We start from the raw sequence: 12,695 nt of genomic DNA on the forward strand, positions 1-12,695 counted from the left end.
ACCCCGGGGAGGCATTCGATGGGCATCAACTTCGACGAGCTCAAGAACAAGGCGACCGAGGCGCTGCGCGAGAACAGCGGCAAGCTCGAGCAGGGTCTCGAGAAGGCGGCTGAATTCGCGAAGTCCAAGGTCAGCGGCCACGACTCGCAGATCGACGGCGGCATCGACAAGGCCAAGGACCTGCTCGGCAAGGTCACCGGCAAGCACGACGAAGGCGGCGAGAAGCCGGAAGACGGCCCCAAGCCCGAGGGCGGACAGCCCGGCGGACAGCAGTAACTCCTCCGCCTCCAGGTTGGGCCCGGTTGCGCCCCAATGCGGCATCGGGGCGCTCTCGCAGGTGCGCGGCTCAGGTGCGCCGGTGGTACGGCAGGAACCGGCGCACCAGCCGCAGCGGGGACCGTTCCACCAGGTCCGGCCCGCGGACCGCGTCGAACGTCGAGCCGAGCTGATCCACCACCCCGGCGAGGCGCGGGTTGTCCGGCATCGGCACCGAATCCGGGTCCCGCTGCTCGCGGACCGCGGAAGCCAGCTCCGCCAGCGCGTCGGTGAGCAGCTCGATGTCCGCGGGCGACGGTGCGGGCGCGCCCTCGCCGATGGTCACGCCGACCTCGGTCACCGCGTCGGTCACCCGCTCCAGCCCCGCGATCACCGGCCACCACGCCACCGCCTGCCGTCCCGCCGGCGACGGCTCCACGATCACCTGCTGGAACGCCGTCCGCAGGTCCGCGAGCGCGCGGTACGCCCCGCGCCGGGCCCGCGACCGGGCGAGCCGCGATTCGCTGGTCGAGTTCAGCACCATCGCGGTGCGGACGTACTTGGCGACCGTGTCGAAACTGTCCGCCAGCCGCCCGCCGACGGTCGGCCGCCGCGAACCCGGCCACAGCAGGTAGCCGACGACGAGCACGATCACGCAGCCGATCACGGTGTCGACCAGCCGCGCCAGCACGACGGTCCAGCTGCCGGTGTTCGCGAGGTCCATCTGCAGGATGATCAGCGGCGTCACGAACGTGCCGAGCATCCCGTAGTTGCGCACCTTCCCGACCGCGGCCCCGCCGGCGAACACCGCGATCAGCACCACCAGCACCCAGCCGCGCGCGCCGAACGCGAGCACGACCGCGCCGATCCCGACCCCGGCGACCGTGCCCATCCCGCGCAGCACCGCGCGGCCGAACACCGAGCCGAAGTCCGGTTTCAGCACCACGCCGACGGTGAGCGTGATCCAGTACGACCGCTCGAACGGCACCATCAGCGCCACCACTTCGGCCACCGCGACGCACAGCGTGAGCCGCAGCGTCGCGAGCCAGGTCAGCGGTCCGGAGAGGCCGCTCGCCCACTCGCGCAAGCGGCGCAGCAGCGAGACTTTCTTGCGGCGTTTGCGGTCGTCGAGCTTCCCGATCCGCGCCAGCCCGGCGTAGAGCGCGCTGACCACCGCGTCGGCGTTCTCGTCCGGCAGCTCGGGCGCGGGCGGCAGCGGCTGGCTCGCCAGCACCGACGCGGCGACGCGGGTCAGGTAGTCGATGACCTCGTCCGGCGGGCGCTGTCCGGCGTTGACCATCGCCACCGACGCCTCGACCGCGGGTGTCGTCGCGGACAGCCGGTTCAGCAGCCGGCGATACGTCGCGTCTCGACCGGACAGCCACGAGCGTGCGACCAGCAACCGGTCGTACGCAGTGCTCATCGCGGTGGTCAGCTGGTGGCGCGCGACCCGCGAGGTCGGTTCGTCCTCCGCCGACAGCATCGCCGCGAGTTCGATGTAAACCTGCGCGACGGCGGTGCGTTCGGGGCTCGTCGCGCGGAGCGTCCAGGTGCCGAGCGCGACCAGCAGCCCCCAGCCGGCGCCCGCGCAGAAGAAGCCGAAGAGCACTTCGGTGCGTACGCCGGTCGCGTGTTGCGCGGTGCCGAGGACGCAGAAGACGAACATCTGCAGCCCGGCCACCGAAGCGTTGCTGCCCGCGGCGCTGATGAGCGCGGAAATCGCCGCTACGACGACGATCGCCGGGATCGACCAGGCGGGCATGCCGCCGGTCAGCAGCCCGACGAGGTACCCGATCCCAGCCGCGAACGTCGCCCCGCCCAGCCGGCGCGCGCGGTAGCGATAGGCCCCGGCCGCCTCGGACAGCACGGTCGGGAGCGCGCCGGTGGAGATCAGCGCGCCCACCGCGATGTCGCCCGCGGCGTACGCGACCGCCAGCGGAGTGGCCAGCGCGACCACCGCGCGGGCGACCATGTTCCACGGAATGGGAACCGGTTTGGAACGCAAAAGTTGCGTCAGCCAGTGCGGCGCGGCGAAGTCGGGGCGGCTCACCGCACCATCTTGACCTACCGGGGCCGTCCGGGATTGATTTGTCGCACTGTCAACAACGTCTTCAAGGAGCTTTCATGCCGGGTCGCAGGTATTCGTTCGAGGTGAACCGCGTGAGCGCCGCCGCTCCGCCGGTGCTGTTCCGGCTGGAAAGCGACGGGACTCAGTGGTCGACCTGGGCACGGCCGCTCGTGTGGCAGTCCCGGTGGGCGACCCGCGGCGACGACGGCGGTGTCGATGCTGTCCGGGAAGTCGGATTGTGGCCGGTTCTGCTCCGCGAGAAGACTCTCGAATACGTGCCGGATCGGCGGCACGTCTACACATTCGACGGTTTCAGCCCGGTCCGCGACTATCGTGCGGAGGTGATGTTCACGCCGAACGCCGACGGCGGCACGGACCTCCGGTGGTCGGGTTCGTTCGCCGAACGCATCCCCGGAACGGGTCCGGCAGCCCTCGCCGCGTTGCGCGGCGTGATCGGATTTTTGGCCACACAGCTGGCCAAAGCGGGCAATCAGGCTGCCTGACCGGGTGCGTTGCACCACAACGATCAACGAATGCCGGAGCACAGACGTCATCCCCCTCGGGTGACCCCGAGGGAAAGGAAGCGGCATGGCGAAACGCTGGCTGGCGGCGGCATTGGCCGGTGTGCTGGTGCTGTCCGCGTGCTCCGGCCCGGACTCGAGTCAACCCCCGGAACAGGCGAACCCCGCGCCGGGCGCCCAGAAACCGGGTCCGCCGCCGGGGCCGTACCCGTTCGGCACCGTGCAGCAGAAGGCTCCGGCGGTCCAGGACGGCAAGGTCCCGGTGATCCGCCGCATCCAGACCGACAAACCGTACGTCTTCATCACCATGGACGACGGCGCGGTGAAGGACCCGTCGGCGCAGGGCCTGATCCAGCAGTCCGGCGGGCATCCGGTGCTGTTCCTGAACAACCGGTACGTGAAGGGCCACGAGGCATACTTCAAGGCCATCCTCGACTCGACCGGCGCGGTGCTCGGCGACCACACGGTCAACCACCCGAACCTCAAGGGCAAACCGCTCGAGTTCCAGAAAAAGGAAATCTGCGACGACGCGGACGACTTCCAGAAGTCGCTCGGCGTGCGCCCGACGCTGTTCCGCCCGCCGTTCGGCAACTTCGACCAGAACACGCTGAAGGCCGCCGCGATGTGCGGCATGCGCGCGAGCGTCCTGTGGACCGCCTCGGTCAACGACGGCGTCGTCCAGTTCCAGTCCGGCGACAAGCTCCGCCCGGGCGACATCGTGCTGATGCACTTCCGCAAGACGTTCAAGGAAGACTACGAAGCCTTCATCGCCCAGGCCAAGAAGGACGGCCTGACGCCGGTTCCACTGGCCGACTTCCTGGGCTGAACCCGTCTCGTGAGCGGCGATGCCGGTTCTAGCCGGTATCGCCGCTCACGAGTCAGCCAGCTCCGAGGCACACGAACGGCCGCCGCATCGGGTCCACCGCGATCGCTTCGGCCAGTGCCAGCGCGGGTGACGTCCCCTCGGCGAGCCGCCGGTGCAGGTCCGCCATCGTGTCCGCCGCCGCGCGGTCGCCGACCCGCGCCACCGCGCCGATGACCGTCTTCGACCCGCTCGCCAGCAGCGTTCCGGCGAAGCCCAATGCTTCCTCGCCCGGCCGAATGTGGCTCATCGCCAGCTCGCACGCGGCCAGCACCACGCGCTCCGGCGGGTTGACCAGCCGCGTAGTCTCGTGCGCGAACAGCGGGCCGTCGACCAGTTCGACGCGGGAGAACAGCGCGTTCGCCGGCTCGTGCGCGCCGTGCGCGACCAGGTGCGCCAAGCGGGTTCCGTCCAGCGCGGTCAGGACCGTGGCGCTTGTCGCGGCGTCGCCCTCGACCAGCCGCGCGTCCGGGTACACCGAGCGCAGCTTGCTCACCTCGCCGACCGCGCCCGGCACGCCAGGACCACCCGCGAGCAGCACCGGACCGTCCGCAGCCGGACGCTTCGCGGTGATCCACGCGGTCGCCGACGGTGCGATCGACACCGGGTGCCCGCGCAGCGACGGCAACGCGCCCCACGGCATCGCGTACAGCTGGCCGATCGGGACGATCACCAGCTCGCGGTCGTCGAGAGTTTTGACCAGCGACGCGGAAATCAGCGCGTCGAGCTTCTCCGCCCGGCGGCGCGCGGACGCGGACACTGTCTCGGCCAGCATCGGCGGCAGATGGTCCGGCGCGAGCGCGTCGAGGTCGGCGTGCAGCTGGGTCGCGGTCTCCACGATGTCGTCCAGCGGACCCAGTTTGAGCAGCCGGAACGTCCCGCGGTCGACGACCACCGAGTACAGCTGGTTGTTGTACGGCACCAAACTCACCAGCACGCGATCGCCGAGCGCGGCGACGACCTCGTCCGGCGTCGCGACCGGCCGTGGACGGCCCCACTGGCTCGTGTACCAGCCGAGCCTGGTCGCCTCGCGCTGCAGTTCGGCGTACCGCTGCTCCAGCGCCTTCACCGACTCGCCTTCCAGCCGGGTGCGCTGGATGGTGCGCTGGACGTGCCGCATCTCGTTGATGTGCTTGGCCAGCACGGGATCCTCGATCACCGGCAGCGGTTCGTACCGGTAAACCTGCGCCCGGGTGCGTTCGAGCCAGGCGAACATCCGGCGCGCACCCGCCGCGTTCCGTCGCGCGCGCCGCAGCACGAGCCGCATCGCCAGCCTGCCGAGTTCCTCGCCGTGCACGGCCGTGCCGCACAGCAGGTCGAGCCCGCCCATCCGGTCGCGGATCGTGCCGAGTTCGCGCAGTCCGGCGCGGGCCTGCGCGAGCGCGGCGCGCGGCCGGTCTTCGGCCACCGCCAGTTCCGCGCGGCACAACCGGAACAACATCCGGTGGTCTACCGGCGACGTCGCACGCGGGGCGGGCACGTGCGTGAGGACGAGCGAGGCTTCGGCGATTTCCTTGCGGCGGATCAGCAGTCGCACCGCGAAGAGCCGCGCGACCGCCGCCTCGTCCCGCAGTCCGAGCGCGGCCAAACGTTCGGCGATCGAGACGAGTTCGGCGGGCAACCGCGAGGTAGAGCGCCCTTCGCGGTCCGACAGGACCTGCTGCGCTTCCGCCCGGAACCGCGCCAGACCGGCGATCTCGGCCCACGTTCGATTGCCGCGACGGAGAAAACGGCGCCGCGCGTCCGACGCGGATTTTCGCGCCAACGCGAAATCGCCCTCCAGCAACGCGGCCGCGGCCCGCGCGACCTCGGCTTCCGCGATGTGCTGGCCGGATCCGTTGGAGCGCAACTCCGGCAGCGCCTCGTCGAGGTGCCTGCCCGCCTCGTCGGCGAGACCCGCGGTGAGCAGCGCGCGGGCCTGGTCGAGCCGGATCAGCGGGATCGAACCGGGCGATTCGGTGACGAGGATCCGCGCGGCCTGCTCATAGCTGGACAGGGCTTGCGGGACGTCGCCGATGAGCTGCGCGTGGTCGCCGAGGTTCTGCCGGATCTTGCCTTCGAGCAGAGTGTGCCCGTTTTCGCGGGCGAAGCCGAGCGCGCGCTCCAGGTCAGCTTGCGCGGCGTTCGGATGGTTGAGCGCCATCTGCACGAGCGCGCGGTTCAAGAGCATGACGACCAGCGTCCGGCGGCTGTCGTCGAACTCGGCCTCGATTCCGGGGATGACGGCGTCGTACACCGAAAGCGATTCGCTGAACCGGCCGCCGCGCATCAGCACCACCGCGCGTTGGCCGGTGACCAACAAGCCGAGCTGGCGGGCGACCTTGCTCTCCGGGAGCTGGTCGCGAAGCTGCCGCGCGGTTTCGAGGTGCACGAGACCGGCGTCGGTGGAGGCGACCTCGGCTTCGGCCGCGCCGAGGCTCACCAGGACGCGGACCTGCAGTTCCCGGTGTTCAGGCAGCGGATCGGCGACGCGCGCCAGCCGCGTGAGCGCGCTGCGGAACAACCGCACCGCGATGCCGGGCCGCTGGTCGGACGCGGCGGCCCGGCCGCGCGCGTACAGATCGGACGCCGCCGCGATCGTTCGATCATGGACGGGCGCGGACACGGACTCTATGGGAGCACACCTCCGCCACTCTCCATAACGCCCGTCCGGGTTTCTCAGAGCACGACGGTCGGCGTGACGACGGTGCGGCGGTGCGGGCCCGCGCCGAGGTGCACGAGGATTTGCGTGGTTCCGCAGGGGACGCGTTCGAGCACGAACCGGCCGCCCTCGTCGGTCGCCGTCGCGAACGTGCCGTGATCGGCGACGCGGACCTCCACGTCGTACTCGCCCGCGGGCGCGAGCCAGCCGTCGATCCGGTGCACCTTCCCGATTTTGGTCAGGTTGATCATCACGGTCAGGTCGCTGACGGTGAACGTGATGGTGCCGGTCGCCGTGCTGCGCACGCCGGCCAGTTCGTCGAGCCGTTCCCAGCGCGCGACCTCGACGTCGAGGTTCTCGAGCTCGAGCGCGAACTGGACCCGCTGCACCAGATCGTCCGGCGGCGGGTCCAGTTCGTCGAGGAACCGGCCGATGTCGGCCAGGATGGCCTCGTCGTCCGGAACCGCGTGGCCGTGTCCCGGCCTGCCGATGTTGTCGCTCACCGGGCACCCCCTTCTCCTGCGAGCAGATCGCGCATCGAGTCGAGGCAGCGGCCCCTGGTGGGCCCGACGCTGCCGCGCGGCATCTGCATAGCCTCGGCCACCGCCCGATACTCGGCGCGGCCGGCGAGAACGGTCAGCCGCAGCAGCTCCTGGCAGCGTGCGGGCAGCCGGAGAAAGGCGCGCCAGACCCGGCGGTCCCGGTCGGCGCGGACGGCTTCCTCCTCAGGCGCGGGATGATCGCTTTCCAGCGTCGCGGCGACCTCGTCCGACAGCGGCACCGGCTGGGCGCGCCTGCCGTAAGGACGGGTCGCCTCCCGGCGAGTCGTGGTGATCAGCCAGGCAGCGAGCGCACGGGGGTCGCGCAGCTTCGCGAGCTGGCTGAACAGAGCGAGCCACACGGTCTGGACCACGTCCTCGGCCACTTGCCGGTCGAGCCCGTTGGCGCGCGCGACGTGCCACACGAGCGGCGTCAGCTCGTCGACGAGTTTCGCCATGGCGCGCCGATCGCCGCCCCGCGCCGCTTCCATGCACGCGGCGTGCAAGTCGGCGCCGGTCAAGCCTTCCCAGGGCGGGTCTACCTCGGTGGTGTGCACGTCGGTCACCGTAGCTGCCTCACTCCGGAGGTGGGCCGACCTGGGCGAGCAAGCCTCCGGTCGTGTCGGCACGTCCGGGCCCGTCGCGGGTCGCCTCTCCGGTCGGGTACCGGATCGATCGTGAATGGTGCGCGCTCTTTCGGTGGTGCGGATGGTGTCCAGGGGCACGGTGTGTGCCCCGTGGGTGGGCTCTTGGTTGAGGAGCAAACAGCTGGCTCTGGGATACATCAATCTCTGACTTTTTCCGGGTGAGTTTTTTTCACGAAGCCGATCGGGGCGGCCGGTGGTGCGGTTTTGGTGCTGTTCGGTTGTGGGTTTGCGCAGGTCAAGCGGGCTGTTGCCCAGTTCGGCGGGGTGCCGGGACACGACCGGCCGGGCTCCCCCTCCAGCACGGCCGTGTCCCGACAGCTCCACCGGACCCGATGAGTCCCCCAACGACCCATCGCGCCCCGCCGGACCGGTTCAGCCGGACGGATCCCTCCCCTGGATCCGCCCGTCCGCACCAGCCCGGAAGCTGTTTTGTCAGTCCGGACGCGATCCCTCCCCTGGATCCGCCCAGCCGATTCAGGCCAGCTCACCGGCCCGGTCCGGTCAGGCGGATTCCTCCCCGAACCCGTCTGACCGGACCGAACCGCGAGCCGACCCCCAGCCGGACCAGCTCGCACACCCGCCGACCTCGCGAACCCCTCCCCGAAGTCCGCTCAGCCGGACAGGCAAACCAATCCGTCAATCCCGCTGGACCAGCCCGCGGAGCCAGCCAGCCGGACGAATCCCTCCCCGGATCCGTCCCGCCGCGCCGCCCCTTGGGCCGATCCGCCACTCCCGCCGGACCGAGCCGCGTGACCTGCCAGTTCTGCGAACCCCTCGCGAGATCCGCTCAACCGGGCAGGTCAGCGAGCCCAGCCCGCTAGTCCGGCTGGATCAGCCCGCGAAGCCAGCCAGTCGGACAAGTCCCTCCCCGGACCTGCCCTACCGCGCCAACCCGCACGCCGATCCGCCACTTCCGCCGGACCAGTCCACGAAGCCCGCCAGCCGAACAGGTCCTCCCCAGGCCTGTCCCGCCGCGCCAACCTCGCGAGCCGATCCGTCAGTCCCACCGGCCCGCGGACCCGCCAGCCGGATAGGCCCTCCCCAACCCGTCCCGCCGCGCCAGCCCGCCGAATCCGCCAGCCGGAGAAGTCCTCCCGGACCGTCCCGCCGCGCCAATCCGCCGGTCCCGCCGGACCGCGAACCCGCCAACGGGGCAAATCCATCCGGACCTGTCCGGCCTCGCCAATCCGCCGGTCCTGCCCGAACCGACTCGCGCAACCCGCTAGCTGGACGGGCCCTCCCCGAACCCGTCTAGCCGCGCCAGCTCGCGAGCCGGTTCGCTCAGGGCTGGTCGTTGCCGCTGGTCCGGTGGGCTCGGCGGCTGGTCGGGTCCCCTCCGAACCCGTCCGGCCGGGCCGGGTCCCCCAGACCCGGGCCGAGCTGAACCGGACCGGCGGTGTGGCCAGTCCCTGTCGTCACGTGCGTCAGTCGCTTCGCACTCGTCGGCGGCCTGCTCGCCCCCTTGTGCCGAGCAGGTCGCCAGGCGCGTGCGTTCGTGCGGGTGCGCACCGGCCGGCGTGAGCTATCCGCCTGCGCCGACCGGTGCTTCCCGCCCCCAGGGGAGCCCGCTCCCCCTTTCGGGCTCCGCCAGAGGGGATTCCTCCCCGAACCCCTCCGGCCGACGACGTCCGGCAGCCCCCTCGGCTCCCGGGCGCCGCCCGTTTGGCTACTTGGCAGTCCCGGTGTCGTCGAGCGGCTCGTGGTTGCCGTCCGGCTGCACTCCCCGGTTCGCCCCCGGTGCGGGGCTCGTCTTGACGGGCGGAACGGTGGTTCCCGGCTGCCGCTCGTCCTTCTGATCCGCAGGCATGTGGCCCTCCCTTTCCTTGGTTCGCCCCATAGGACGCATCCAGGGTGCGCCTAGATACACGGAGCGCCAAAGTTTTTGGGATTTTTGTGAACCTGCCGGTCAGGATGGCCGTCCCACCTCCCCCGGATGCCAACCGTCAGTGACGATCGGTAACCCCTCCGAGAGCGCGGCGGCCCAGGCGCGGTAACCGATCGGGCCAGGGTGGAAACGGTCAGCAGCGAACATTCCCGGACGGAGCAATCCCGGCGCCAACGGGATGTGCGTGACCCCGGGAAGCCGGGTCAGCCCTCGCGCCGCCTGGTCGAGCGCGACCGACCGCGCGCCCAGCAAGTCCCGGAGCGGCCGCGGCAAGGACGGAAAACTCGCCAGCGGGGGCACGCCCGCGAGAACGACCGGGACGTCGCCGACCCTTCGCCGCACCTCGACGATGATTGCCAGCAGATCCCGCCGGTACCGCGCGGCCGAGTGCAGCTCCAGGGTGTCGTTCACGCCGAGGACGACCACCACGACGTCCGCCTCCCGCACGCGCGGAACCAGCTCGTCGAGCACCACCCGCGCCGACGCGCCGGTGATGCCCAGCGCGTGCCACCGCACCTCCCGGTCCGGGTACGCGCCGGCGAGCCCCACCGCGAGCTGGCCGGTGAGCGCGTCGGCGTGGGTGAGCGCGCCGACGCCGTCCACCGTCGATTCGCCGATGACGGTGAGCCGCAACGGACGCCCGGCGCCGAGAGCGCCCTCGATCGGACCCGTGGCCCCGGGAAGCCGCGGAGTCGCCCGACGCACCCGCACCGCCTGCGCGACAAGCACGGGTGCCATCAGGAAAAGGAGGAACAGCCGAAGAACTGCCATGCCTCCGACAGTAACGAGGGGCTACGACAGATCCGGGCTCGCGAGGGGAGTTGTCCACAGGGGATGTGAGTTGTGGACAACCCTGGGGATAGTTTGGGGAAACCCGCTGTCAGCAGCGTGTCTGCAACTGCAGACAGAACCAACGGACACGGGCGGCGAGGACTTCCACTCGGGACGGCAGGGGCGGTGGACGACCCTTCGCGGGCGGCAGGGCCGAGGGCGAACCCGCCATGCACGGCAGCATCTGCGAGCGATTCCGCTACGAGCGGCAGGGTGCGCAGGCAATCCCGCTGCGAGTGGCAGGGTTCGCGGCCTGGCCACACATGTCAGCATCCGCGAGCGATCCCGCCGCGGACGGCAGTGTCCACAGGCAACACCGCTGCAGGTGGCAGGGCCCGCGGGCCTGCCACCCAAGCATCGTGAGCAACCTCGCCGCAGGTGGCAGAGCCCGGGGCAAAGCCACCACACACGTCAGCATCCGCGAGCGATCCCGACCAAGGTGGCCGAGTCCGCAGAACAATCACGCCGCAGCCGCAGACAAACCTGCCACGCACGTGAGCGTCCACGAGCGATCCCGCCGCAAAGCGGCCGAGTCCGCAAGCAAACCCGCCACGCGTCAACGTCCGCAGGCAAACCCACCGCGGGCGGCCGAAACCGCAGACAACCCCGCGATACGCGTCAGCATCCGCGGGCACTCCCGCCGCAGGTGTCAACAACTGCAGACAGGCCCCTCACTGCGCGATCGACACCGTCTTCCCCACCAGAGCGTCATCCTCAGCCGCGTCCAGCAAGAAGCGTGCCACGTTCGCTCGCGGGATCTGGAACCGCCTCCGCACATCCCGGCCCACCTCGCTGCGCACCTGGTCCCGGGCGGGCTTGTTCGTCAGCCTCGTCGGGCGCACGATCGTCCATCGCACGTCTGGGGCACCGTGCAGGATCGACTCCATTCGTTGCAGGTCGGCGTATCCGTTGCGCAACACCGCACCCAGAAGCGGCTTCACCAGCAGCTTCGAGAACAGGCTGTCGCCGTCCCCAGGCAGGCCGGATGCGCTCACCACCACGAACCTCGTCTGGGAACCGTGCAGGGCGGTGACCACGGAGCGGGTGCCGTCGGAGTTGACGGTTGTCGGCTTGAGGTCTGCGGGGCCCAGGGCCAGGACGACGGCGTCACGGCCGGTTACCGCGTCGGCCAGGCTGGGGTCGGTCAGGGAGTGAACCGCGACGTCCAATCGGGGGTGTGCGGGGACGGTCAACCGCGCGGGGTCGCGGACTACGGCGGTGACGTGCCATCCGCGGGCCAGCGCTTCCCGCACCGTCAGGCCGCCGATTCGGCCGCTCGCGCCCAGGACGGTGATCTTCATCAGAGGCCTCCAAGGAGGGGGTGAGTAAACACTTACCGGCTAGGGTAAGTGAACACCCACCACGCTGAGAAGACCCTCAGGGAGCACGCATGGGAAGCCGCGAGGAGATCGTCGCCGCGGCAGCGACGGTCATGCGGGAGCAGGGGTACGCGCACGCCACGACCAAGGCGATCGCGCAGGCCTCCGGCTACTCGGAAGCCTTGCTGTACAAGCACTTCCGCGACAAGACGGCGCTCTTCCTCGCGGTGCTGAAAGAGGAGCTGCCCGACCTGGTCGCCACGGCGGCGAGGCTCACCGAGCATCCGGAGAAGGCCGCTCTCAGTGACAATCTCGCCGAGTTGACCACCACGGCACTGGCCTTCTACTGCGCGAGCTTCCCGATCTCCATCTCGATCTTCTCCTCGCGCGACCTGCTCCGCGCCCACCGGGACAGCCTCGAAAACGGTCCCGACCTGCCGATTCAGCACGTCGCCGGCTATCTCGCCGCCGAGGTCAAGCTGGGCAGGCTGCGCGCCGATCTCGACGTCGAGGCCGCGGCCCGGCTGCTCCTCGGCGCGTGCTTCCAGGAGGCGTTCCTCGCGTCCTTCGAGGAACGCCCGCCGCGGCCAGACCTCGCCCAGCGGCTCGCCGCGACCCTGGAAAGGCTCGGCTAGTCGCGGTTCTTCCGCAGCTCGTGCCACCGGTCGTACAGGTTGTTGACCTCGACCAGCATGAACGCCAGGAAGTCCCGCATCTCGGCCAGCCGTTTACCGGCGGGAGTGTCCGGACCTAGCGCGTCGATGCCTTCGGTGGCCGCGTCGCGCCACATGATCAGGAAGCGGTCGCGTTTGAGGAAAGTCGCGTACCAGAGGTCGTCGTAAAGCTGGTAGTGGTCGCGGCGCTCGCCGGGTTCGCGCACCTTCCGCACCAGGCCGACCTGGTCCAGATACCGCACCGCGCCGGAGATCGCGGCCGGGCTCACCGACAGCTGCTCCGCCAGTTCGGCAGCCGTCAGCTGCCCCGAGTCGGTCGTCATCAGCGCCGCGAAAACCCGCGCTGACATGCGCTGCATGCCGATCTGGGACATCACCAGCCCCAGGCTTTCGACGTATCGGCGGACGGCGTCCTCGTCTCTCTTCGTCTCAGGCGTCGTCATCCGTCCATCC

12 protein-coding genes are annotated in these 12,695 nt (G+C 70.5%); 4 read left to right on the top strand and 8 right to left on the bottom strand.

The genetic code is table 11. The annotated features are described in order from the left end of the window. Positions 1-18 precede the first annotated feature (18 nt). Positions 19-276 (top strand): antitoxin, encoded by a 258-nt coding sequence (locus tag EIZ45_RS24725; protein WP_037807317.1) that lies wholly within the window; start codon positions 19-21, stop codon positions 274-276. Positions 277-346: 70 nt separating this feature from the next. Here the strand turns inward: EIZ45_RS24725 and EIZ45_RS24730 are convergent, their stop codons facing one another. Then, positions 347-2,305 (bottom strand): FUSC family protein, encoded by a 1,959-nt coding sequence (locus EIZ45_RS24730; RefSeq protein ID WP_043837687.1) that lies wholly within the window; start codon positions 2,303-2,305, stop codon positions 347-349. A gap of 74 nt (positions 2,306-2,379) precedes the next feature. Between EIZ45_RS24730 and EIZ45_RS24735 the strand changes: the two genes are divergently transcribed. Continuing rightward, complete coding sequence (locus EIZ45_RS24735; protein WP_134663844.1) at positions 2,380-2,826, top strand: SRPBCC family protein; 447 nt, start codon at positions 2,380-2,382, stop codon at positions 2,824-2,826. A gap of 85 nt (positions 2,827-2,911) precedes the next feature. Then, the gene (locus EIZ45_RS24740; RefSeq protein WP_051728597.1) at positions 2,912-3,670 is read left to right on the top strand and encodes a polysaccharide deacetylase family protein; all 759 of its coding nucleotides are present in this window, start codon (positions 2,912-2,914) and stop codon (positions 3,668-3,670) included. A 52-nt stretch (positions 3,671-3,722) separates the two neighbouring features. Here EIZ45_RS24740 and EIZ45_RS24745 read toward each other — a convergent pair whose 3' ends face one another. The 6 genes from EIZ45_RS24745 to EIZ45_RS24760 all read right to left on the bottom strand — a co-directional run bounded on the left by EIZ45_RS24745 (position 3,723) and on the right by EIZ45_RS24760 (position 11,550). Beyond that, entirely contained in the window at positions 3,723-6,311 is a 2,589-nt protein-coding gene (locus EIZ45_RS24745; protein ID WP_167756548.1) for a CHAT domain-containing protein, read from the bottom strand. Between the two features lie 53 nt (positions 6,312-6,364). Continuing rightward, a complete protein-coding gene (locus EIZ45_RS46200) occupies positions 6,365-6,850 on the bottom strand; it encodes a hypothetical protein (RefSeq protein WP_037807307.1) in 486 nt (161 codons plus the stop codon). Next, a complete protein-coding gene (locus EIZ45_RS24750) occupies positions 6,847-7,452 on the bottom strand; it encodes an RNA polymerase sigma factor (protein ID WP_009071544.1) in 606 nt (201 codons plus the stop codon). The genes EIZ45_RS46200 and EIZ45_RS24750 overlap by 4 nt, the downstream gene beginning before the upstream one ends. A gap of 1,747 nt (positions 7,453-9,199) precedes the next feature. Further along, a complete protein-coding gene (locus EIZ45_RS46205) occupies positions 9,200-9,340 on the bottom strand; it encodes a hypothetical protein (protein ID WP_158242475.1) in 141 nt (46 codons plus the stop codon). A gap of 99 nt (positions 9,341-9,439) precedes the next feature. Beyond that, positions 9,440-10,189, bottom strand: coding sequence for an SGNH/GDSL hydrolase family protein (locus EIZ45_RS24755; protein WP_134663848.1), 750 nt, complete (start codon positions 10,187-10,189; stop codon positions 9,440-9,442). 731 nt (positions 10,190-10,920) lie between these two features. Next, entirely contained in the window at positions 10,921-11,550 is a 630-nt protein-coding gene (locus tag EIZ45_RS24760) for an NAD(P)-dependent oxidoreductase (protein ID WP_134663850.1), read from the bottom strand. Positions 11,551-11,639: 89 nt separating this feature from the next. Between EIZ45_RS24760 and EIZ45_RS24765 the strand changes: the two genes are divergently transcribed. Beyond that, positions 11,640-12,203 (top strand): TetR/AcrR family transcriptional regulator, encoded by a 564-nt coding sequence (locus EIZ45_RS24765; protein WP_134663852.1) that lies wholly within the window; start codon positions 11,640-11,642, stop codon positions 12,201-12,203. Here the strand turns inward: EIZ45_RS24765 and EIZ45_RS24770 are convergent. After that, positions 12,200-12,685, bottom strand: coding sequence for a GbsR/MarR family transcriptional regulator (locus tag EIZ45_RS24770; RefSeq protein WP_037807294.1), 486 nt, complete (start codon positions 12,683-12,685; stop codon positions 12,200-12,202). The genes EIZ45_RS24765 and EIZ45_RS24770 overlap by 4 nt on opposite strands. Positions 12,686-12,695: the final 10 nt, after the last annotated feature.

Source organism: Amycolatopsis sp. CFH S0740 (assembly GCF_004522315.1).
In the GTDB taxonomy this organism is placed as follows: domain Bacteria; phylum Actinomycetota; class Actinomycetes; order Mycobacteriales; family Pseudonocardiaceae; genus Amycolatopsis; species Amycolatopsis nivea.